Source organism: Paenibacillus aquistagni (genome assembly GCF_900177815.1).
Lineage (GTDB): Bacteria > Bacillota > Bacilli > Paenibacillales > Paenibacillaceae > Paenibacillus_B > Paenibacillus_B aquistagni.
On record NZ_FXAZ01000003.1, the window covers coordinates 133,526 to 155,308 of the forward strand.

The following is a 21,783-nucleotide window of genomic DNA, read 5'->3' on the forward strand; positions in this document are numbered from 1 at the left end:
CATAAGACGGCAAATATTATGATCGAAATGGATAAGGAATGAGTCAATGCGCATCACCATCTTGTCGTAAGCTTACAATTCCAATAGAGGAGTCTTATGTTATTATGAAGGAATAGTCCAATGTTGATAAGGGGTAATTTAGAAAATGACTGCGGAGCGATCAGTCTTTATCCTGCTTACGAATACGGGAACGATATTTACGAGGGTGATTCAGAGCTATACAAGGGCGCCTTATAATCATGCTTCTATTTCCTTCGATCGGGAGCTCTGTGAATTGTACAGCTTTGGCAGGAAGCACCCCCATAATCCGCTCGATGGCGGTTTTGTCAAAGAGGACATTAAGCTTGGCACCTTCAGCAAATATCCGAATACAACCTGTGTCCTATATGAGCTGAAGGTATCGGAACGCGAGATTGAGAAGATGAAGCGGGTGCTTAAAGTCTTTATTCGAAGCAAGGAAAAGTTTATGTACAATCTCTTAGGTGTCATTGGCGTAGCGCTAAAGGAGCCCGTCGAATTCAGCAACTCCTACTTTTGCTCGCAGTTCGTCGCAGAGGTGCTGCAGCGATCTGGGATCAAGATCTGGGATAAGCTCCCCGCACTGGTCACACCTGATGATTTTCGCCAGAGCGAGCGTATGCACCTGATCTACGAAGGCAAGCTAAGTGAATATCAGCCCTGAGTATTGAGCCCCGAATCTAAATGATGAACAGGCTGGCGAGACTGGGAGGACAATAGTTTGCATCAAAAGACAGAAGATTGAGGATGAAGGGAGTGAAACAGCAGCAATGAGAGAATATGAGACGTTCACGAGCTTGGAAGCGCTGCATGCGTTTATCGAGCGCTATCCGCTGTCCTTTGTATATGTGTCAAGCACAGATTGCAGCGTGTGCCACGCCTTGTTCCCAAAGGTGCAGGAGCTGCTAATGAAGTATCCGGAGATCCATCTGGGGAGAGTAGATGCGCAGGAGGTACAAGAGGTAGCAGGAGAGCTGTCTATCTTCACAGTGCCGGTCCTGCTCTTGTTCGTGGAAGGGAAGGAATATGTGCGTGAAGCGCGCATTGTACACATGGATCTGCTTGATGAAAAAATAAAGAAGATCTATGAGCTAGCGGTTGAATCATGAATCGCGCATAGATAGAAAAGAGGAGGAAGCCTTCATCCGAACATTGATGCTGAAGGCTTCCTTAGCTTTGCATAAGCACAAATGGAGGCGCATGCCCCGAACTGCAAATCCAAGCTTGATGAAGGCTGAGAAGCACATCAAGCTTGGCCAAGGGAGTCAATAGGGCTCCTATCCTACAGCCTCGCGGGTTAATCCGGGATCACAAAGGAAACCGAGGTCCCTTCTCCTGTATTGCTCGTAATGGCTAGGCCTTGCCCATAAAGCTGAACCAAGCGGCGGTGGGTGTTGGAAACGCCAATCCCGTTTTTCCCCTTTAAGGCTCGATTCAAGAGCTGATCGATCTGCTCCTTTTCCATCCCTTTCCCATCATCTATCACTTCAATGAGGGTACAGCTGTCTTGCTGGGCAATGCGGATATACACAGTTCCGCCCTTGCTCTGGCTTAGAACACCGTGCTTGACCGCATTCTCTACAAGCGGTTGAATGGAAAGCGGTGGGAGCTGCACGGTAAGATCCGGTTCGACATCCCATACGACGGACAATCGGTCTCTGAATCGCTCCTGTTCAATATACAAGTAAGCCTTCACCAGCTCCAATTCATGTGACAGCTCAACCTGCTCATTGGTATTGAGGAAGTCGAAGCTGATCCGCAGATAAGAAGCAAAGGCATCTCCCAGATCCTGCATCTTCTCAGTATCGATCTCGCCGAGCGCCATGATGGAGTTCAAGGCGTTGAATAGAAAATGAGGATGAATTTGCGCTTGAAGATAAGCGGCTTCCATCCGCAAGCGTTCATGCACCGATTGCTTCAAGGCGATGAGCGCTCGAATGCGGTACTTCAGCTCTAGGGCATCGACAGGCTTAGTGACATAGTCGCTCGCACCAGCTAAGAATCCCGCATAGATGTCCGCAGGCTGGCTCCTTGCAGTAAGAAGCAGGATTGGAAGCTCTGATATGGAGTAGAGCTGCCTAACCTTGCGGGTAAGCTGGTAGCCTGACATATGAGGCATCATCACATCAGCGATAAGCAGATCCCACTGCTGCGTGCTGAGCAGCTCCAGCACCTCTCCTGCCGAATGGGCTGTCGTCACGTTGTATGGCTCCGAGGAAAGAATGCCAACCAGCACTTTCAGGTTAACCGGATCGTCATCGACGGCAAGGATATTTATGCTCGATTCGGTCAGAAGCGGCGGCATTGACTCCTGCTGGCCTTGTTCCTGCCAAGCTGGTGACGAGAGCAAGAAGCGAAGCTCATCTTCCGTAGACTCCCTTGTTGTCGCAGCAGCCCATTCCTCTCTATCTTCCATTGATGGGCGGAGTGAACCTGCTAACGGAAGGTCAAAGGAAAATACAGATCCTTGTCCAAGCTCAGAATGGACGGTCAAAGCACCCTCGTGAAGTTCGACGAGCTGCTTGCATATGCTTAAGCCAAGCCCAATCCCTCGGCCGTCATGAATCCCGTAGTCGCCTTGCTCATAAGGCAGAAACACACGCTCCTTCGTCTCTTGGCTCATGCCTACGCCCGTGTCCTTGATATGGATGACAGCGCGATTATTCCGTACTTCTGCGGACACCGAGATCATTCCAGCCTCCGTGTACTTAAGGGCATTATGAATGAGATTGTACAGGATTTGCACCAATCTCTTCTCATCAGCGAGTACTGCGGGCATGGACTCATCCACGTCCATCCTCATCTGTATAGGCCGATCCTCTGCCATATACTTCAGCATGTCCATCACGCCGGATACCGCTGCTTGAATGCTTACAGGCGCCTTTTCCAGAACAATACGATGCTCTTGCAGTCTGGCGACATCAAGCAGATCGCCAATCATATGGGACATGCGGCGGCTGATCGTAATCATCAGCTTCATATCCTTCAGGCTGCTTGCCTCCAGCTTGCCTTTCTCTCTTGCGGCTACCGTCTCCGCAATATTCATAATACCGTGCAGCGGCGTTCTAAGCTCATGCGATGTATTCGCCAAAAACTCATCCTTAAGCTTGCTGGCCTGCTGCAGTTGAACGTTTAGCTTCGCATTTTCTCTGGAATTGCGGATATATTTTTTGAACCAGTAAGTGGAGAAGCCCACGATTGCAGCAATAATATCGATAGGATAGAAGACATTTGTTACTTCATACACATCATCGATTCCGCTCCACAGTAAGTTGGAAATGATGCCTGCCGCACTTAAGAGGAGAAAGATAGCGTCTTTGTCATCATGCTCCTTAAAGATGATTGCCCCTACAATATAGATAAGCCATGCCCATGGAATGAAGTAGAAGGCAAAGAAGATATCATGATGTACAGCGCCATGAATCAAAGAAGCGGGTGCAGCCACAAGGAATCCGGTAAACAAGACAAGGGCTCCTGCGTACAGCTTTACCCATCTGCTTCGCATCGGTTCTGATAGCAGTCCTCTGAATAGGAGGAGGATGAATAGATTTTGCCATAGCAGGGCGATCAATCGAATCTTGATTCCCCACGTATAATTGGCTGGCAGCCACAGCAGGAGTATATTGTCGTGCCCTGACAGGATGGCTGTCCCTACGGAGACTGTTAGCAGTCCAGTAAGCAGCAGTGTCCATTCCTTGCGGTTAAACAGGTAAAGGATGAAGGCGTACAGCCCATGCAGCAGCAAAATAATGAAGGTTACAAGCTGGAAGCCAATGGAATACCAGCGGGCGTAATCAATCGCAGCTTGGGAGCCAAAGCGCACGGAGCGTACGATACCGCCATTGTATGGCTCGTCATAATTGGCTGTGCGAATAAGCAATTCAATTTCGGTAGCCCCTTTTTCTCCATAGGAAGCGGTAAAAGAGGCGCTTTTTGGCTGATAATTATCTGCATGGGCAGCGGGTCTTCCCATAGTGGCACTTACCTGGCCGTTAATCTCGACAATAGAAGACGTCTGAACGCCCTGAATCCAGAAGGCAATCGGCTCCTTCAGCGGGTCTACCAAAAGCCGAAGACGATACGTCCCATATCCATAGGAGGAGTCTGCTGCTGAATGCAGCTTGTTCCGCCAATCCCCTGGTACCCCAATACGCTCTCCTTGAGGATTCGTATGAATGACCTGTTCATAGGTAACAAACGCATGAGGGTAGAAGCTCCATTCGCCATTTAAGTAGATTGGAGGCGACTGCTCCAAATCCATGCCTCGCAGATCAAGCACACCATCAACAGGCTGAAGCTCTTTTATAGCCGGATACATCTCAGACCATATCCATCTAAGTCCCAGAAGGACGATGAGAAAGACGATAATGATCATGCATTTTTTGAGTACGGGTTTAGGTTCGTTATGCTTCATCATACGATTGAAGTTCGACATGTTTGGATAGGTTCCTCTTTTTGTCATGGTGATGTGATCGGCAGCGTCCAAGTCTATGGCAACAGTGCTCGCCAGCATGGCGCCTCAAAAAAATAACGATGTTTTATTCTAAACTAGACATGCAGATGTCAACTATTGCTGGCTATACTTGGTTTATCTTATAACGCAAAGCGAGGTAACATGATGAATAAACCTATTGCCCATAAATCAGGCATCATTTTAACAGGAGTAACCACTCGTACAACGAATGCAGAAGAAGCAGGTCCCGATGGACGCCTGCCGAAGCTGTGGGAGACATATTTCCAGAACAGTGCAGCTCTGCAAGCATGCAGTTCTCGCCCCGAATACATTTATTCGCTCTATACCGACTACGAAAGTGATGCGTCAGGCGAGTATACGGTTCTTATCGGCCATGAGGTGAAGGAGGGTACACCTCTAAGGGAAGATGCCGCATTCAAACAAGCGGTAGTTCCAGAGAGCGAGTATTTGGTGTTTACATCTAAAAAGGGTCCCATTAGCGAGGTTGTGCTGCAAGTATGGGTAGAGATTTGGGAGTACTTTAAAGGGTCAAAAGAGGTACGAACCTATACAGGTGATTTTGAGCTGTATAAGGCGAACGGCTTTGACCCAGCAAATGCTGAGGTGCAGATCTATATTGCCATCAAATGATAGAGAGCTTCTGCTCATCATTGACTGCATAACAAGAAACCATGTTGATCACGATCGGATCAACATGGTTTCTTTGTCTGCAAAATAGCAAGCATGCAGCCTGTGCAAGGCCAAGTTCGTGAGGTGACTTGTGCCTCACAGCAACGTTCTCCGATTCTCCGTTTCCGTGTAGACGGATATCAGGACTAGGGCAGGCTCATCGCCAATGTTTTTGACAAAATGAGGGGTACACGCATTCCATGAAAAGGAATCCCCTTCACGGAGTTCGGCCGAAACTTCTCCTTGCTCTGCGTAAATTCTGCCTTTAATCACCACATGCACTTCTTCTCCTTCATGTGCATGCGCCTCCCCCGTCGAAGCGCCGGGAGGAACCTCAACGATCATCATCCTCATATTCTTGGAGGAGCTTAGATGCTCCACTCTCATATTCTCCTCGGCTCCACTTGTTGTCACGTAACGCTCCTCTTTTCGAACAATACGCATGCGTTCTTCTTTTTTCAGCAGCAAATAAGCAAGTGGTACTTCCAAGGCTGTTGCAATATTTTCCAAGGTGGCGATGGAAGGAGAAGTTTTATTCGTCTCAACCTGGCTTAAAAAGCCTTGGGAAAGCCCGGTTATGTCACAGATTTCCGCAATGGTGATGCCTTTTCGTTTACGGATAGCTCGTATATTGGATCCGATGTCCATACGATAAACACATCCTTAGCAAAATATTTGTAATACAAAATATATATTTATATTAACAAATTTCCTATTGACATGCTACTGTTCTCATGATTATATTACTGATATAAAATTATTTTTATTATTACTAATATTTAAAGGTGGAGATAAACGCATGAATAAAGTATCTATAGTTACAACATTGATGAGAGTGGTGCTTGGTATCGTATTTCTCGTCCATGGCATCAGCAAGCTTCAAATGGGATTAGGGAATGTGGAGGCTTGGTTTAGTTCCATCGGGATCCCAGGATTTATGGCGTATGGAGCGGCTATGTTAGAACTGGCTGGCGGCGTTCTTCTTATTATTGGATTGGGTACAAGGATTGTATCCCTGCTGTTTGCGCTGATGATGGTGGGTGCGGTTGTTACGGTCAAATGGCCTGCTGGATTGATGGGGTCCGATCAAATGCCTGGTTATGAGCTTGAATTGGGATTGTTCATGATTGCCTTGTATTTGTCTGTATCTGAGGCTCATGCATGGTCAATCGACGGAGTAATCGCAAAGAAACGCGCAGCTTCCATCAAGAGCTAAAGTAAAAGAGGTATTTCAATATTAAATCAAGGAGTGAATCGTGAGATGCTTCCTTCTTATTTCATTGCACATGGTGCGCCTTCACTTGTCTTGGAGGAGCATGCTTATACCAAGATGCTCAAGCAGCTTGCACACCAGCTTCCCAAGCCGAAAGCCATCGTCATTTTTTCTGCGCATTGGGAAGAATCGATTCCATCCATCAGTGTAGTTCGTGAAAATGATCAACATAGCACGATATATGATTTTGGCGGATTTCAGGAAGAGCTGTATAAGATCACGTACCCAGCACCGGGCAACCGTTCGTTAAGCGAGCATATCCAATCGTTGTTTTCGAAGCAGGCAATAGCAAGCAGGCTGGATGAAGAAAGAGGACTTGATCATGGAGCATGGGCTGTCCTGAAGCTGGTCTACCCGGATGCGGATATTCCGGTAGTCGCGCTGTCTGTGAATCGCCACTTGACCAATGAACAGCAATATCACATCGGCAAAGCGTTATCCGAGCTGCGAGAGCAAGACGTGCTCGTAATCGGCAGCGGGGGAACGGTTCACAATCTGGGTCGTGTGAATTGGCGCTCCGACCGTGTAGATGAATGGGCGGAGGCCTTCGATCAGTGGATCGAGCAGAAGCTTGAGACATGGGATATTGATGCCTTGATGAACTATAGGGAGCTCGCTCCTCATGCTAATGAGGCTGTGCCAACGAGCGAACACTTCATCCCGCTGCTGATTGCCATGGGGAGCGGTGATGCGAATCGAAGTGCCAAGCTTCTTCACCGCAGCTATCAATATGGCAATCTAAGCCTAAGCTGCTGGCAGTTTGATTAAGGAATGGATCATGAGTATATGGAGTCTGCAGCAGTTAAATAATCTTGGATGATCGATTTGGATTAGATTCGATTCGTCCATGGAAAAAGAACTGTTATGTTATAAGTAAGAAACCGGTCACTCCAGTAGGAATAGAGTGACCGGTTTTTTTAGTTCAAAGATACGTCATGGGTTCCCATAGAGATGTCGTTATTGTCGGCTATTCTTCACGATTGCAATCAAGCTCCAAGGGCAAGAAGGCATACTTTCCATCCCGCAGGATCTCGCCATGGCGCACAGGGATGGGATGCTTGAAGAGCGGGCCGTCAAGAACGGTCGTATGGAATTCGCCGCCCTCACCGCAAGGATCAATGCCTCTCGCTTCAAGCTCCTCCACATATTCCAGCGTCAAGATGCGGCCAAGGTCCTCTTCATTCATGCCTAAGGATAGGTTAACCGTGACAATGGTGGTCACGAATCCAAGTTGGATGAATTCGAGCACAGCTTCCCGATGGCCCATATCCCACAGCGGCATCGCAAGGCCAAGCCCTGCATTTTTCGTCACCCGATCATGCCAGCAATGATGCTCCGGCACGTCCAGATCGCCAGTAACAAGGACCTCGGCTCCTTGGCTCTTTGCCTTTGCAAGCAAGGTCATGAAGTTTGCTTCATAGTCCTCCCAGCTGGTTGCAGCTGTAAAGACGGGCAGTCCAATCGACTCCGCCTGTGCGCGGATGAGCTCAGGAGGCATGCCGTGGGAGCGCGAACGCTTGCCTTCTTCCTCAAGCATCATAATAAGCCCGATGGGCTTGCCTACCTGCATCGCTTTGTACAGCGCCAGCGTGCTGTCTTTTCCTCCGCTATAAGAGGCGACAAATGAATGGCCGTAAGCCCCATTTTTCCAATCTGTCATTTAGGATTCACTCCGATCGATGTTATCTCGTCTATTATACTTCAACTGAATGGGTTGCAATGTAATTTGCTTTATATCCCTATCCTTAAGAGTAACAGAAAAACGATAGTTCCAGGCGTGATGCTGCCTCCTGAAACTATCGTCTTATCGTTTTCACATAGGGTTCACTTAGATATTTATCCCGTTATTGCAATAGAGCGCGAACGAGAGCCTCGCCGAATTCTGTGTTCCGGGAGGTTCCGCCTAGAGTAGAATACTCCATGACTCCGCTTGGGATGACGCTGCTCCCCATCGTTGAGCTGATGTATGATTGGGGAAAGCAGCGAATGGAGCAAATCAAAAAGGAGCTAGGGGCAGAGTAGTTCATTGGTTTATCTCATACATGTAAAGAAACGTTCACAGGAATAATATTACAATAATACTATAGCTGTGTTAGAATAATGACCATGGTCGAAATATGACCTTGGTCATTTTTGTTTGTGAGCGATAGAAATGCGTATAGAATCGAGAAAAAGGATCTCATAACTTGAATTGCTCGAACAAGGAGGCTATTAAGATGACGAAAGTAATCGTCCTTGGCGGAGGAATTGCTGGCTTGTCCACCGCGATTGCGCTTCAAAGGGAAGGGTTTGACGTGCACGTTTATGAGAAGACGAAGAGGCTAAAGCCAGTTGGGGCCGGCATCATGATTGCAGCCAATGCAACGCGAATATTCAACGAGTGGGGGCTGACGGAGCGATTAAGAGCAAAGGGCAACCACCTAGAGAAGCTCCTAATCCTCTCAGAAAAAGGCAAGATGCTGTCATCGATTAGTCCCAATCCTGTGCCGGAGCAGACGATTGCCATCCACCGTGCCGACCTCCATCAAGTCCTAATGGATGAACTCGGAACGACAAACGTCTCTCTTGGCAAGGGAGCCAATCATGTGCTTCAGGGACCAAAGCATGTGCGTGTTTCCTTTGATGATGGAACAGAAGCCGAAGGGGACTATGTGGTAGCTGCAGATGGGATCCATTCTGCCGTTCGTCGTCAGATTCTGCCTCAGGTCAAGAATCGCTACGCAGGATATACCTGCTGGCGCGGCGTCGCGCCATCCGCACGCTTACAACTTCGCAGTGAACTTCATGAAATATGGGGCCCGGAGGGGAGATTCGGATATTTGCCCATTTCCTCGGATCAGGTGTACTGGTATATTCTCATGAACACAAAGCCCGATAATCAAGCGCTTGGAGCACTGCGTATTGCAGATTTAGCAAAGCGATTTGAGCGGTATACGCCGATGGTACAGAATATTCTGCAGCTTGCAGATGAGGAGTCCTGTCTGCATCATGATATTTACGACATTCCGCTCTTGGATCGCTATTCCTTTGGCAGGATCGCCTTGGTTGGGGATGCAGCGCACGCTATGACTCCGAATCTTGGGCAGGGTGCCTGCCAAGGCATCGAGGATGCCTATGTGCTCGGCAAATGCTTAGGCAGCAATCTGGAATCCGGCCTACAGGACTATGAGAATATGCGGCTTCCGCGTGCGAATAAGATCAGCAAGATTGCTAGGCAAGTCGGCATCATGTCGCAGCTTGATTCGCGATTATGGTGCGCTGTTCGCAATGGGGTGATGAGAATAGCACCGCCACGACTTCTTCGAGGTCAGGCCCGATACATTTATGAGTATGCGTACTAGGAGTATGCGCTGAAATAAAAACCCCCTTGTGGTATCGTGAGCATCCTTGTCAAAGGCTCAACCGCAAGGGAGTATTGTGGGATCATGTTTACGCAGAGAACTGCTGACCCAGTGTGTTAGATAGCTCCTTAAGGCGGAGCAGCTCTTGATTGACTTGACCAGATGCCAGGCTCTGGGAGGCTGTTAGCTGGTTCAGCTCTTGAACAGATGCGACACTCTCCTGATTGACAGCAGAGATGTTGGTCATCTCGATGGCGATGCCTTGAGATTGCTCTTCGGTCTGCTTGACGGATTCGCTTAAGCCCTCAATAATGCCGATCATATTGTGGATGGCCTCGTTCATCTGCTTGAAGCTGGCGACAGAGTTGTGCGTCAGGTCCACCGTGACCGCAGTTGCTTGTGTTCCCTCTTCGATCTGGTGAACGGATGCTGTGCTCTCCTCTTGAATGTGTAGGAGAATGCTGTGGATCTCGTCTGTTGCCTTCGTGCTACGCTCAGCAAGCTTGCGAATCTCTCCTGCCACAACAGCAAAGCCTCTGCCGAATTCTCCTGCTCGAGAGGCCTCAATAGAGGCGTTCAAGGCCAGCAGATTCGTTTGGCTTGCGACTTCCTGAATGGTAGACATGATGCTCTCCACCTGCTGTGCGGATTGGTTCAGGGTTTGCATCGTATGAGCGGTCTTTCCGATGGATTCCGACACAATCAAGACCTGCTGCAGCAAGGATTCAATCTGCTCTTGGTTGTGCAGCACGATCTCCTCCGTATGGGTAGCCGTATGGTTGAGCGTAGAGAAGGATTCCGAGTTATGCTGAATCATCTGATTAATATGCTGTAGATTCTTCTCCATGTTGCTTAGTGAACGGCTCTGCACCTCTAGGCCTTGGGATACTTGTTCGAAGGAGCCGATCATCTTCGTGTTCGCTTCGATGCTCTGCTCTGATTTGTCAGCAACCACTTGAGAGGTCTGCTCCAAATCACTGGACAACTGCTTGACGGTCTTCAGCAAAGAAACAACTTCCTGCTGCTTGTGAAGCTTCTCTGCTTCAAGCGCGTTAGTAATCTTGGCCTTGGAATGAATCTGCAGGCTGGTCGCTCCCGAGGTCAAGATCAGAAAGACAGCATGAATCACAAGCATCAGGAAGGAATAGGATGCGGCACCGAAGACGAGCTCTGTTAGGAAAAAGAATCCGAGAATATGCTGCAGGGCGAATAAGACAGTCATGATTGCAATCAGCTTCATATTTTCATAGTAGGCAACAATGGCCAGCACCATAAAAATGGAGAAATGAAACTCTACCGTGCCTCCCCCGCCTGAGATGATGGACATGCTGGCAAAGGTAAGTGTAAGCGTATTAAGCAAAGGGACAAGCTTGTGGTCATGTTGCTTTTGATAACAGAAGAAAGCAGCTGCCAACAGAATAATGGGAATCACAAACAGAATGTTCAGCGTAACGGCATAACGGTCGGCAATTGTGGGGTCGGCTGCAGCATGGCCCATCATAAGGCTGTGTCCCATAATATGATATAAGCGGTGAAGAATATGTACGATCAGACTAAGCACGATCGTGCCGAGGGACATCGAAAGCATCAGCTTGTTTTTCTTGTTGATCATGGTTTTTTTACCCTCTCTATAGATGATAGATACGACTAAGATACAAGCAATAAAAGGTGATTTTGATTAGGAATTATAGGGGATGGAATCATGAAAGACAATGCTTTTTAGACGATTGTCAGATATAAGCCTTTTATTGGATCATAATGGAGGAAAACTCAATCCAGAAAAGGAATTATAGGGATGTAATGTGTTCAGAGACAGGTAAGCTTGTAGAGGCAATAGGAGAATTATAATGTGCATAGAGCTAGGTCTTATCCTAGCTCTATGTGCTTTATTACAAGAAGGTAATTCGATTCGTCATGAATCGATTATCTGTAGGCATTCAAAAACTGAATCACGGCTTTAAAGGTTTGCTGAGCAGCAGGTGTGTTCATAAGGAACTGGTATTCATGACCTAATTCTCCGGCGCTTTTATCATAAAATATACTTTTGACGGGTACTCCGTGATTCGTCAGAGCCACGGCCAGATCCTTGCCATGCTCCTCGAAGGAGCCTACATTTCCATCGGTTATGAAGGTAGGGGGATAGCGGCCAGAAACGTGGTCAATGATAGAAGCGAGCTGCGTTTCAGGCTGATTCTCCCAATCCTTCGTTCCAATGTAAGCCCAGCCGATTCTGCGCATTAGGAATTTCAACGTGTCGTTGCCCTCTATAGAGGCAAGCTTGGATAACTCATAGGGTCCGCAAAACAAAAGAGTCCCCTTGATTGTTTCTCGATCTACGACAGGGGCTATGCCTACTTGTGACGCATAGTCAGAATCGGATTGAATGTTCACAAATTGACCGGCCAATTGGGCGCCTGCGGAATCTCCGGCGATATAGATGCGATCGAGATTCAGGCCGTACTTATCGGCATTATTCTTCATATAGGTATATGCCTCGCTTACTTGGACAAGCGGCGTAGGATATTGACCCTTGGGTGCTAGAGCGTAGTTGATATTGATTACAGCGTATCCATTTGCAGCTAATTGAACCGCATATTGAGTAATATCCGATTTATCTCCACCTACGAAAGCACCGCCATGAATCCAAAATATGACGGGTGTCTGGTTTGTGGTTTGTTTTGGATAAATAATATCCAGCTCTCCGTCTGGATAACGGGAATGGTAGTCAACATTCTCTATCGTTGATGTCTGCTGAAGCAACTCAATATAATTGTCGGGCGCTACGCTCATCCCGCCCTCAAAGGCTTTGTTTACAATCCAAGCAGTAGGGACAGGCGAGAAAAAGAAATAAGCGGTCCCTGAGATGATGAGAATAAAAATGATAAGAAGGGATCGAAGGATCCACTTTCGGATGAGCTTTTCTTTTTTCCTTGTTATCGTCATAAGCATCTCCATGTTCTGAAAGTAGTGAATGATGAACCAGCCGCCTTGAAAAAACGGCATGATCATTGCGTCTATTTGTTAGTTATAGATTGACCGATTTCGTCCCAAACATTCCTCCTCTAGCTTGCAGTCAAGCTCGACTATCCTTTTCATGACAGGGTACACTAAATGATGATGAATGGAGCTTGTGATAGCAGCTCGTTATGGTGCTATTATAATTCGAGGAGATGCTTAATTTCGATTCGATAAGTACCGCTTATACAGAACATTTTGACATGACGAGAGGCTTTAGCAAGCAAGGGGGAGAATGTATGAAGCAGCTGCTAAACAAAAATGCAAGACGGCAGTTAAACTTGTTAGAGTGTCTTTATCGAAAGGATTCATGGGTGGCTATTCATAAGATGGCAGCGGAGCTTGAATGCACGGAAAAGACGTTAAGGCATGATATCTCATATATTAATGAAGTGTTTCAGCCCTTTGAGATTGAGACATCCAAGCGCAAGGGGTTGCGGCTAGTCTATCCGCCTAACTATTCCTTTGATTTTATCTTTCGAACGGTGCTCGCATCTAGTTTGGAATTCAAAATGCTGGAGTGCATTTTTTTGAATGAACAATATAGTGTCGATGATCTGGCGGAACTATTGTTTGTGAGTCCGTCGACGCTAAGAAGACTAATCACCAAGGTCAATCAAAGGCTTAGCGGCATGGATATTCAAATAACGATTAATCCTTGTCGCATGATTGGCAATGAGGCTCACATTCGAATACTATTGATTCAATTTTTCTCTAAGAAACACTTGTATGGGGACTATCCTTTTTCATCTGAGGAACAAGAATTTGCCAGACAGCTTCTGGCTGAATTTACGGCCGAGAATGAAATTGACAGCAGTTTTTTCCATCAAAAATTTCTAGAAATTACGATCCTGCTATGTCTCATTCGAATGCGTAATGGTCATGTTCGCCCAGTGGATGAGTCGTTCCCAACCGATATCAGCACAGCTTTCTTGGACAATTCAGAGATGGCATCAGCGTGCTCGCAGTTGTTTGGCATATCTTTGAATGAATCTGAGCTGCAGCAGTTGTTCTTTATGTTTCTACGCCCTGAGGCTGCGCGCTCGGAGAAGCATCTGATGGAGCTTGTGCGTCGAAAGCAGTGCAATGCTCATCACAGGGTTTATCAGATTGAGGGATTCTTGGACCGACTTTCAGAGCGATTAGGAATTCCCATACCCAATAAGCGCACGCTCTTACTGAAGCTGTACAATGTACAGACACTGTTTGAATATGATAAAAAGTATGATCTAGAAGCAGACAGCGAGTTTTTCTATGAGCATGCCGTGAAGACCTTTCCTTATTTTGTTGAGGCAGTCAAAGAAGTGTTGAAGGAACATCCTTTCAGCCCCGCTGTGATACATGAAGGCCATTGCTTGGAGATGACAGTACAAGCATTGCTGATGTATTGGACGGGCCTGACAGATGCGCTTGGCAAGCACACGGATTCACTATGTGTAGGGCTTATATTGGATTGGAATGAGGCTCATGCGAGGCTGATTAAGGATTTGCTTTCGTTTCAATTTCGCAACCTTGTATCGATACATGTGATACGAGACAGCAATTGGCGAGGCGCGCTTGGACTTAAGTCTTATCAACTCGTGATTACGAATCTTTCCGAACTTCCTTGGGATGATTGCCCGGTTATCTGTATCAATTCGATCCCTAGCGCTACGGACTGGAATCACTTGAAGGAAGCCATCGAAGAAATCATGCATCATCGCCTGCTGCTTAGGCCTTTTACATAGTGCCATGAACGTCAGGCAAGTAGGGGGCTGCCTATGGGCATAACGGATTTGTGAATATTCAAATATTATGATATTATACATCACTGTAAGCGAACTCATGCTGTACCCAATAATAAAGTAGAGGAATGACAAGATGACTCAATTGCCAAATTGCCCAAAATGTAACTCCGAATATACCTATGAGGATGGAAATCTCCTCATCTGTCCGGAATGTGCACATGAATGGACATTGGACGCAGCGAATGAAGACCATGAGGATACAAAGGTTGTAAAGGATGCCAATGGCAATATCCTGAGCGACGGTGATACGGTTACAGTAATTAAGGACCTGAAAGTGAAAGGCAGCTCCTCCGTCGTAAAGATTGGCACGAAGGTTAAAAATATTCGTCTCGTAGACGGAGATCATGATATTGACTGCAAAATCGACGGATTTGGCGCGATGAAACTGAAAAGTGAATTTGTTAAAAAAGTATAGATGCAAGAAAAAGAGCTAGGCGCAATGCCTAGCTTTTTTTGTATATTCAGCTTTATTCGTAAATGATTCATTCTCTTAGCGAGGTTGAAATGAAGCAGCCAAGCATTGGCGTCAGAGAGTCGTGACCTTGTGCGGCTTGCTGTAGTGGCTTGTCCCGCCTCCGCCTACCAAGACTTGTCCACCCTTAGGAAATTCTAATAGCTTGGTTGACCCGTCAGCAAGCAGCACTTCTACTTTGGCTCGATTGGCTGTCGCAGTATAGATGACGTAGCCGCTCCTTGAAATGCAAGTCTTCCAGTGCCGATCAAACTCTGATCGAAGCACGCGGCTCGAATATACTTGATTCTCGATTTCTGATGAATTCATCGCTCTCCCTCCATTCCATTCCTGAACTTATAGGCTCGGAAGCTTGAACACTCCCTCATTTATGTTATGTCCGTGATGCCAAGTTGCTTGGATACGTGGCAGGATAAGCTTCATAATTAGAAGATATGCTGATGCAGCACTGCAGTAGGCTGTAAGGAGGATTGTCTATCATCTCTTAAGCGCCGATCCATTGACGATGATCGGACAGGAGCATTATAGTGGAAATAGTTCATAAATGAACACTTTATTTTTGAAATAGATGGGGTGCTGCACAATGGTGGATGAGCAATGGAAGCTGGCTGGCGAGGTGCTGCAATCGTATTGGAACATCAATCGTGCGACAGTGAAGCTGTCTCAGCAGAACGCAGCATCGCTCGGGATTACGCTGCAGCAGATAGGGGTACTGAATACATTAGTTGCCAAGCCTTATATTACCTTGACGGAGCTGACGGAGAGCTTGATGTCTTCCAAGAGCACGATGAGTGTCACAATTGAATCCTTGGTGCAGGCTGGGCTTGTGGATCGACAGGTGTCTGTGCATAATCGCCGAGAAGTTCGCCTCTCCGTTACAGAAGATGGAAGATCAGTAAGCAGGAAATCAATCGAGAATGCGAACGCCTATCGTGCGATGTCTCTTGTGCTGGATGAACTAGAGCCAGAAGAGATCCAAACGCTGCTAAAGATGAACCAGCACATTCTAGCGAAGCTTGAGGCTTCACAGATCGAGCCGAAGTAGTCCGGCTGTATTTTTACGAGACAAGCTCTTATCCAAATCCTGACTTTAGTTGACAGCCCTATTTCGATTCTGCCATAATGATAACAACTTAATAGGATACCTTTAATTCAGTCCCGTGAGGCTGACAAGGACAGCGGAAGCATGATCATTGGTAGGGGTACGTGTGCGCACGTATAAGCCCTATTGTTTTATTATGGTCTTAATTAGGCTTATTGTCAGGATACCGGGCAATAAGCCTTTTTTATTGCCCGCTGACCGTAAGCCGACCACTACCGTATGTTCCATCTGTTTGAGCAGAAGCAAACATGCATGCAGCGATATGATGCATGTTGTGACAGTTCAACTGGTACCTATGACATCATTGATCATCAGGGGGATGGATATGGAAAAAGTAGATATGGAATTCTCGCTACAAGCTGTACCACAAAGCTATCGCAATGGTTTTTGGAGGATCTTAGCTGTTATGCTTGGTTTTACGTTCTTCTCAGCCAGCATGTGGTCAGGCGGGGCATTAGGCAACGGCTTATCTTTTGCCTCGTTCATTGGCATTGTGCTTGCAGGCAACCTTATTCTAGGTGTCTACACAGGCGCACTGGCGCATATCGCAGCCAAGACAGGGCTGTCGACTCATCTGCTTACGAAGTATGCCTTTGGGGTGAAGGGCTCTTATCTCTCATCAGCCCTGCTTGGCTTTACACAAGTAGGCTGGTTTGGCGTCGGAGTAGCGATGTTTGCTGTGCCTGTTCAGAAGGCGACAGGCATGAATGTATACATTCTTATTGCCATTGCCGGCATCTTGATGACGATTACGGCGATTTACGGTATTAAAGCACTCGCGATCTTAGGCATTATCGCGGTTCCTTCCATCGCGGTGCTCGGCAGCTACTCGGTATTCGAAGCGACGTCTACGGCTGGCGGATTACAGGGCTTGATGAGCTATCAGCCGACAGAAGCAATGGGACTTGCTGCGGCTCTAACCATTTGCATCGGCTCCTTTATCAGCGGAGGCACACTGACACCTGACTTTGCGCGGTTTGCGAAGTCAAGCCGTTCAGCGGTTACGGCAACGGTAATCGCCTTTTTCCTAGGCAACTCGCTTATGTTTCTATTCGGGGCAGTAGGGGCGATTGTCTACGGACAGGCTGACATTTCAGATGTGATGTTTATGCAGGGACTGATCATACCTGCTATTATAGTGCTAGGATTAAATATTTGGACAACGAACGAGAACGCTTTGTACGCATCAAGCTTGGGATTTGCGAATATTACGAAGCTGCCCAAAAATAAAATTGTCATCTTCAACGGACTGGTCGGTACGATCGCCGCCATGTGGCTCTACAACAACTTTGTTGGCTTCTTGACGGTTCTCGGTTCCATTCTGCCATCGATTGGCTCAATTTTGCTTGCTGATTTCTTTATTCTCAATCGAGGGTCGTACAAGAACTATACGGAGATGAGCTTCAAGTCCGTGAATTGGATTGCGATTGCAGCTTGGATTGGCGGCATTCTTATTGCCAACTATGTGCCGGGCATTCCGCCCGTAAATGGCCTGATCGGTACGGCTGTGCTCTATGTAATTGGCATGAAGGTATTCCCAACCAAATAAGCTGTGACAACATCAATGAAGGGGGATTCATCTGTGATTATTCAACAAGCGAAGCTTAGAGGCCGCGAAGGCCTATGGAATATTGAAGTGGCGGATGGCGTATTCAAGACGATAACGGATCAGCCGATCCATACTGAAGGGCATGAGATCGTGGATGTGAATGGCTGCTTGGTGCTGGCGCCGTTTATTGAACCGCATATTCATCTGGATACAACCTTGACAGCAGGCGAACCGGAATGGAACAAGAGCGGAACGCTGTTTGAGGGCATTCAGCGCTGGTCCCAGCGCAAGGAAACGCTGTCCATTGAAGATGTGAAGACAAGAGCGAAGACTGCGCTGACCTGGCAGATTGCCCAAGGCATTCAGCATGTAAGAACCCATGTCGATGTAACGGACCCCACTCTCACTGCATTGAAGGCGATGCTTGAGGTGAAGGAAGAGATAGCGCCTTATGTGGATCTTCAGCTGGTCGCGTTCCCTCAAGAAGGGATACTCTCCTATCCGAATGGAATAGAGCTTCTTGAAGAGGCGATGAAGATGGGAGCAGACGTGGTTGGCGGCATCCCGCACTTTGAGTTCACGCGCGAATATGGCGTTGAATCCATGAAGGTCGTCTTCGACCTGGCGGAAAAATATGATCGTCTCGTCGACATCCACTGCGATGAGATTGATGATGAACAGTCCAGATTCGTAGAAGTGGTTGCGAAGGAAGCCTATGAGCGCGGAATTGGCGCGCGGACGACCGCGAGCCACACAACCGCGATGGGGTCCTATAATGACGCCTATGCGTACAAGCTGTTCCGTCTATTGAAGATGTCGGGCATTAACTTCGTGTCCAACCCGCTGGTCAATATTCATTTGCAAGGCCGCTTTGATACGTATCCGAAGCGTAGAGGCTTGACGCGTGTGAAGGAGCTGCAAGAAGCAGGCTTGAATGTATGCTTCGGCCATGATGATATCTTCGATCCATGGTACCCGCTTGGCACAGGCAATATGCTGCAGGTGCTTCATATGGGCATCCATGCTTCGCAGTTGATGGGCTATGATCAGATCGTGAATAGTATCGACCTGATTACGAAGAACAGTGCAACGACGCTTCAGATCGAAGACAAATACGGCATAGAAGCGGGCAAGCCGGCGAACTTCATCGTATTGAACGCGGAAAATGAGTATGAAGCGATTCGCAAGCAAGCGGCGGTACGCTACTCCTTCCGTCATGGCAAGGTCATTGCCGAGACAAAGCCAAGCGAGTCATGCGTGATGATGAATGGAGAGAAAGCGCCCGTTACGTTTCAAAAATAAACATTAGCTTCTTGGAACACGAAGATAATCGTCTTCTTGTCCTGTCGGATTAGGCAGGTCAGGGGGACGATTTTTTTGTGGGTTCGCTTGAGAAGTTTTCTTATAAGCAGGATCGATATTCCACACAACCTCCGTTGGGCTCGACCTAGCACTCGTGCAGGAAAGTAGGCTGTATGCCGTGAATAGTAATGGAATAACATGGAATGAAAAGGTGCTGAGGGGGAGCGTAATTGCGAACATATGCGTACTATCAATCGGTCTTTGAGCATGTGCCGAAGCCGTTTGCCTTTGTCGATCTAGACCTCTTAGATGACAATGCAAGAGCCATTGCCAGCATGGCTCAAGGGAAGAATATCCGCATAGCGAGCAAGTCCATACGCTGTGTCGAGATCCTGCGGCGACTGCTGAACAGTGATTCAGCCTATCAGGGCATCATGTGCTTCACTGCAGAGGAGGCGGCATTCTTGGCTGGGCAGGGCTTTGATGATCTCCTGCTAGGCTATCCGCAGTGGCAGCCTCAAGGTCTCAAGGCTGTGCTTGAGCTGATCGAAGCAGGGAAGAGCATTACCCTGATGGTGGACAGCATCGGGCATATCGAGCATCTGGAACGGCTTGCTGAAGGATGCAAGCGACCGATACCCGTGTGCATCGATATTGATATGTCAGTGCAGTATCCGGGACTGCGATTCGGAGTATGGCGTTCCCCGATAAGCTCATGGCATGCGGCAGAGCCGGTTGTGCAGCGCATTCAGGCCTCTTCATGGCTTCGGTTGGATGGCATGATGGGCTATGAGGCTCAAGTAGCGGGGGTAGGTGATCGTGCCGAGGGCTCCATAATGACATGGGCTAAGAATCAATTGATTCGCCGCTTAAAAAAACGCTCCATTCAGGAAGCGGCAAGAAGAAGAGAGGAGATTATTGAACATCTGAGAAAGCTTCATGCCCTGCCTCGGATCGTCAATGCAGGGGGAACGGGCAGCTTGGACAGCTCCTGCAAAGAGCCTTGGGTAACCGAGGTTACGGTGGGATCGGGCTTTTACTCGCCTGGTCTGTTTGATCATTATGCTTCCTTTCGGTATCAGCCTGCTGCAGCCTATGGCATTGAGATTGTAAGGCAGCCTCAGCCAGATATCATCACCTGTCTGGGAGGAGGATATCCTGCGTCAGGAGCTGGCGGTTCGGATAGGCTGCCGAAGCCTTACCTTCCTGAAGGGCTTAAGCTTCTCCCTTTAGAAGGGGCTGGAGAAGTACAGACACCGCTTCGATATACGGGAAATACCAAGCTGGTGGTTGGAGACACCGTGTTTTTTCGCCACGCTAAGGCTGGGGAATTATGTGAGCGCTTTCCTTTCTTGTATGCTGTCTCTAACGGACGCATTGTCGATCAATATGCAACCTATCGCGGAATGGGGGAATGTTTTTTATGAACAAGCAAGCAAAGACATGGTCCAATTGGTCAGGATCGGTGAAAGCACTGCCGAAGCAGTTTGTCGCTCCAAGCTCAATAGAGGACGTTGCTGCTGTCGTTCAGTTCTGCAGACGAGAAGGACGGAAGCTTAGAGTGGTCGGATCAGGACATTCCTTCACCGCGATCGCGGCATCAGATGATATGCTGATGTCGCTTGACGGGCTGCAGGGTATCGTAAGAGTGGATAAAGTGGCCAGGACAGCTACGGTATGGGCGGGAACGAAGCTTAGAGCGCTCGGCGAGGCCTTATTCTCTCATGGCTTGGGACAGGAGAATCTGGGGGATATCGATGTACAGTCCATCGCAGGGGCGATCAGTACGGGCACGCATGGAACGGGTGTAAGCTTTGGCAATATTTCCACTCAGGTCATCGGACTCACGGTCGTGACGGGAAGAGGAGAGGTCGTGGACTGTACGGCGGAGTCCCATCCAGAATGGTTCAAGGCTATGCAGATTTCTCTAGGCCTGCTTGGGGTTATTGTGCAGGTAACGCTCCGGCTCAACGAGGCGTATAAGCTGGAGTACGAGAGCCGTCGGCTGCCGCTTGCGGATTGTTTGCCGGCGCTGCCGCGCATGGCAGAGGAGAATCGCCACTTTGAATTTTTCTGGTTCCCCTATGCGGAGCCCTGCCAGATCAAGATTATGAATATGACCGATAAAGCGCCGACGAGTCGAAAAGTGAAGGATTACTTTGGTGAAGTGATTATGGAGAACGCCTTCTTTGGACTGTTGTCCAAGACGTGCCAATGGCTTCCGCGCACAAGTCGAGCCATTAGCCGCCTATCGGCTTCACAGGTGCCCGTAGGGCAGAAGGTTGAGTACAGCCATCGCTTATTCGCCACGAAGCGGCTCGTTCGCTTCCATGAGATGGAGTACAATGTGCCGGCTGAGGCCATGGCAGATGTTATTGACGAGATGAGAGGGGCCTTGCAGAAGGAGCGCTATCATGTGCATTTTCCTGTGGAATGCCGCTATGCGAAAGCGGATGATATTTGGCTTAGCCCTGCGTATGGACGCGATTCGGCCTATATCGCGGTGCATATGTATCGCGGGATGCCCTACAAGGAGTACTTTGCTGCGATGGAGGCCATTTCCCTTCGATATGAAGGAAGGCCGCATTGGGGTAAGATGCACACGCTTCAAGGAGAGGCGCTGACGTCACGTTATCCGAAGTGGGATGCTTTTCAAGAGGTGAGGAGGATGCTTGACCCGGACCGTATTTTTGACAATGAATATATGGCACGTTTACTCCCGTAACGAAGCAGGGGTTGCTGCACAAGCAGGCTGAGAAGAATCAGTTCTTGTCTATACTA

19 protein-coding genes and 1 pseudogene are annotated in these 21,783 nt (G+C 48.0%); 14 read left to right on the forward strand and 6 right to left on the reverse strand.

Annotation, left to right across the window (positions count from 1 at the left end; all coding sequences use genetic code 11):
- Window positions 1–145: 145 nt before the first annotated feature.
- Complete coding sequence (locus B9Y93_RS12080) at window positions 146–682, forward strand: C40 family peptidase (protein ID WP_085494681.1); 537 nt, start codon at window positions 146–148, stop codon at window positions 680–682.
- 106 nt (window positions 683–788) lie between these two features.
- Window positions 789–1,127: a thioredoxin family protein gene (locus tag B9Y93_RS12085; RefSeq protein ID WP_085494682.1), complete on the forward strand. Its 339-nt coding sequence runs from the start codon at window positions 789–791 to the stop codon at window positions 1,125–1,127.
- 188 nt (window positions 1,128–1,315) lie between these two features.
- Here B9Y93_RS12085 and B9Y93_RS12090 read toward each other — a convergent pair whose 3' ends face one another.
- Window positions 1,316–4,453, reverse strand: a complete 3,138-nt coding sequence (locus tag B9Y93_RS12090) for a hybrid sensor histidine kinase/response regulator (RefSeq protein WP_085495113.1) — start codon at window positions 4,451–4,453, stop codon at window positions 1,316–1,318.
- Window positions 4,454–4,633: 180 nt separating this feature from the next.
- Here B9Y93_RS12090 and B9Y93_RS12095 point away from each other — a divergent pair, with 180 nt between their 5' ends.
- The gene (locus B9Y93_RS12095) at window positions 4,634–5,122 is read left to right on the forward strand and encodes a GyrI-like domain-containing protein (protein ID WP_244903385.1); all 489 of its coding nucleotides are present in this window, start codon (window positions 4,634–4,636) and stop codon (window positions 5,120–5,122) included.
- Between the two features lie 135 nt (window positions 5,123–5,257).
- On the opposite strand, the gene B9Y93_RS12100 is transcribed toward B9Y93_RS12095, so the two are convergent.
- A complete protein-coding gene (locus B9Y93_RS12100; protein ID WP_085494684.1) occupies window positions 5,258–5,809 on the reverse strand; it encodes a helix-turn-helix domain-containing protein in 552 nt (183 codons plus the stop codon).
- A 151-nt stretch (window positions 5,810–5,960) separates the two neighbouring features.
- Here B9Y93_RS12100 and B9Y93_RS12105 point away from each other — a divergent pair, with 151 nt between their 5' ends.
- Window positions 5,961–6,377 carry a DoxX family protein gene (locus B9Y93_RS12105; RefSeq protein WP_085494685.1) on the forward strand — a complete coding sequence of 139 codons (417 nt, stop codon included), beginning with the start codon at window positions 5,961–5,963 and terminating at the stop codon, window positions 6,375–6,377.
- Between the two features lie 45 nt (window positions 6,378–6,422).
- Window positions 6,423–7,202 carry a DODA-type extradiol aromatic ring-opening family dioxygenase gene (locus tag B9Y93_RS12110; protein ID WP_085494686.1) on the forward strand — a complete coding sequence of 260 codons (780 nt, stop codon included), beginning with the start codon at window positions 6,423–6,425 and terminating at the stop codon, window positions 7,200–7,202.
- 199 nt (window positions 7,203–7,401) lie between these two features.
- Here B9Y93_RS12110 and B9Y93_RS12115 read toward each other — a convergent pair whose 3' ends face one another.
- Window positions 7,402–8,094 carry a Dph6-related ATP pyrophosphatase gene (locus B9Y93_RS12115; RefSeq protein WP_085494687.1) on the reverse strand — a complete coding sequence of 231 codons (693 nt, stop codon included), beginning with the start codon at window positions 8,092–8,094 and terminating at the stop codon, window positions 7,402–7,404.
- 221 nt (window positions 8,095–8,315) lie between these two features.
- Here B9Y93_RS12115 and B9Y93_RS12120 point away from each other — a divergent pair.
- Together B9Y93_RS12120 and B9Y93_RS12125 are read left to right on the forward strand one after the other, a co-directional pair.
- Window positions 8,316–8,456, forward strand: a pseudogene (locus B9Y93_RS12120) (winged helix-turn-helix transcriptional regulator); the annotation flags it as partial.
- Between the two features lie 194 nt (window positions 8,457–8,650).
- Window positions 8,651–9,775, forward strand: a complete 1,125-nt coding sequence (locus B9Y93_RS12125; RefSeq protein WP_085494689.1) for an FAD-dependent oxidoreductase — start codon at window positions 8,651–8,653, stop codon at window positions 9,773–9,775.
- Between the two features lie 88 nt (window positions 9,776–9,863).
- On the opposite strand, the gene B9Y93_RS12130 is transcribed toward B9Y93_RS12125, so the two are convergent.
- Together B9Y93_RS12130 and B9Y93_RS12135 are read right to left on the reverse strand one after the other, a co-directional pair.
- A complete protein-coding gene (locus tag B9Y93_RS12130; RefSeq protein ID WP_085494690.1) occupies window positions 9,864–11,387 on the reverse strand; it encodes a methyl-accepting chemotaxis protein in 1,524 nt (507 codons plus the stop codon).
- 311 nt (window positions 11,388–11,698) lie between these two features.
- Window positions 11,699–12,718, reverse strand: coding sequence for an alpha/beta hydrolase (locus tag B9Y93_RS12135; RefSeq protein WP_085495115.1), 1,020 nt, complete (start codon window positions 12,716–12,718; stop codon window positions 11,699–11,701).
- A 311-nt stretch (window positions 12,719–13,029) separates the two neighbouring features.
- Between B9Y93_RS12135 and B9Y93_RS12140 the strand changes: the two genes are divergently transcribed.
- Entirely contained in the window at window positions 13,030–14,517 is a 1,488-nt protein-coding gene (locus B9Y93_RS12140; protein WP_176228916.1) for an AcpB/EbpR/MafR family transcriptional regulator, read from the forward strand.
- A gap of 133 nt (window positions 14,518–14,650) precedes the next feature.
- Entirely contained in the window at window positions 14,651–14,992 is a 342-nt protein-coding gene (locus B9Y93_RS12145) for a zinc ribbon domain-containing protein YjdM (RefSeq protein WP_085494692.1), read from the forward strand.
- Between the two features lie 111 nt (window positions 14,993–15,103).
- Here the strand turns inward: B9Y93_RS12145 and B9Y93_RS12150 are convergent, their stop codons facing one another.
- Window positions 15,104–15,358, reverse strand: a complete 255-nt coding sequence (locus B9Y93_RS12150) for a hypothetical protein (RefSeq protein WP_085494693.1) — start codon at window positions 15,356–15,358, stop codon at window positions 15,104–15,106.
- A gap of 274 nt (window positions 15,359–15,632) precedes the next feature.
- On the opposite strand from B9Y93_RS12150, the gene B9Y93_RS12155 reads away from it, so the two are divergent.
- The 5 genes from B9Y93_RS12155 to B9Y93_RS12175 all read left to right on the forward strand — a co-directional run bounded on the left by B9Y93_RS12155 (window position 15,633) and on the right by B9Y93_RS12175 (window position 21,727).
- Entirely contained in the window at window positions 15,633–16,094 is a 462-nt protein-coding gene (locus tag B9Y93_RS12155; RefSeq protein ID WP_170936497.1) for a MarR family winged helix-turn-helix transcriptional regulator, read from the forward strand.
- Between the two features lie 382 nt (window positions 16,095–16,476).
- Entirely contained in the window at window positions 16,477–17,700 is a 1,224-nt protein-coding gene (gene codB / locus B9Y93_RS12160; RefSeq protein ID WP_085494695.1) for a cytosine permease, read from the forward strand.
- A 33-nt stretch (window positions 17,701–17,733) separates the two neighbouring features.
- Window positions 17,734–19,002, forward strand: a complete 1,269-nt coding sequence (locus tag B9Y93_RS12165; RefSeq protein ID WP_085494696.1) for a cytosine deaminase — start codon at window positions 17,734–17,736, stop codon at window positions 19,000–19,002.
- A gap of 230 nt (window positions 19,003–19,232) precedes the next feature.
- Window positions 19,233–20,429 carry an amino acid deaminase/aldolase gene (locus B9Y93_RS12170; RefSeq protein ID WP_085494697.1) on the forward strand — a complete coding sequence of 399 codons (1,197 nt, stop codon included), beginning with the start codon at window positions 19,233–19,235 and terminating at the stop codon, window positions 20,427–20,429.
- A complete protein-coding gene (locus B9Y93_RS12175) occupies window positions 20,417–21,727 on the forward strand; it encodes a D-arabinono-1,4-lactone oxidase (RefSeq protein ID WP_085494698.1) in 1,311 nt (436 codons plus the stop codon). The genes B9Y93_RS12170 and B9Y93_RS12175 overlap by 13 nt, the downstream gene beginning before the upstream one ends.
- Window positions 21,728–21,783: the final 56 nt, after the last annotated feature.

What these genes read in the sequence shown, in the direction of transcription:
- B9Y93_RS12085 (WP_085494682.1), top strand. Translation starts at nt 789, where the DNA reads ATGAGAGAATATGAGACGTTCACGAGCTTGGAAGCGCTGCATGCGTTT.
- B9Y93_RS12105 (WP_085494685.1), top strand. Translation starts at nt 5,961, where the DNA reads ATGAATAAAGTATCTATAGTTACAACATTGATGAGAGTGGTGCTTGGT.
- B9Y93_RS12150 (WP_085494693.1), bottom strand. Translation starts at nt 15,358, where the DNA reads ATGAATTCATCAGAAATCGAGAATCAAGTATATTCGAGCCGCGTGCTT.
- B9Y93_RS12135 (WP_085495115.1), bottom strand. Translation starts at nt 12,718, where the DNA reads ATGACGATAACAAGGAAAAAAGAAAAGCTCATCCGAAAGTGGATCCTT.
- B9Y93_RS12110 (WP_085494686.1), top strand. Translation starts at nt 6,423, where the DNA reads ATGCTTCCTTCTTATTTCATTGCACATGGTGCGCCTTCACTTGTCTTG.
- B9Y93_RS12090 (WP_085495113.1), bottom strand. Translation starts at nt 4,453, where the DNA reads ATGTCGAACTTCAATCGTATGATGAAGCATAACGAACCTAAACCCGTA.
- B9Y93_RS12125 (WP_085494689.1), top strand. Translation starts at nt 8,651, where the DNA reads ATGACGAAAGTAATCGTCCTTGGCGGAGGAATTGCTGGCTTGTCCACC.
- B9Y93_RS12130 (WP_085494690.1), bottom strand. Translation starts at nt 11,387, where the DNA reads ATGATCAACAAGAAAAACAAGCTGATGCTTTCGATGTCCCTCGGCACG.
- B9Y93_RS12155 (WP_170936497.1), top strand. Translation starts at nt 15,633, where the DNA reads ATGGTGGATGAGCAATGGAAGCTGGCTGGCGAGGTGCTGCAATCGTAT.
- B9Y93_RS12095 (WP_244903385.1), top strand. Translation starts at nt 4,634, where the DNA reads ATGATGAATAAACCTATTGCCCATAAATCAGGCATCATTTTAACAGGA.
- B9Y93_RS12115 (WP_085494687.1), bottom strand. Translation starts at nt 8,094, where the DNA reads ATGACAGATTGGAAAAATGGGGCTTACGGCCATTCATTTGTCGCCTCT.
- codB (WP_085494695.1), top strand. Translation starts at nt 16,477, where the DNA reads ATGGAAAAAGTAGATATGGAATTCTCGCTACAAGCTGTACCACAAAGC.
- B9Y93_RS12100 (WP_085494684.1), bottom strand. Translation starts at nt 5,809, where the DNA reads ATGGACATCGGATCCAATATACGAGCTATCCGTAAACGAAAAGGCATC.
- B9Y93_RS12140 (WP_176228916.1), top strand. Translation starts at nt 13,030, where the DNA reads ATGAAGCAGCTGCTAAACAAAAATGCAAGACGGCAGTTAAACTTGTTA.
- B9Y93_RS12145 (WP_085494692.1), top strand. Translation starts at nt 14,651, where the DNA reads ATGACTCAATTGCCAAATTGCCCAAAATGTAACTCCGAATATACCTAT.
- B9Y93_RS12080 (WP_085494681.1), top strand. Translation starts at nt 146, where the DNA reads ATGACTGCGGAGCGATCAGTCTTTATCCTGCTTACGAATACGGGAACG.
- B9Y93_RS12175 (WP_085494698.1), top strand. Translation starts at nt 20,417, where the DNA reads ATGTTTTTTATGAACAAGCAAGCAAAGACATGGTCCAATTGGTCAGGA.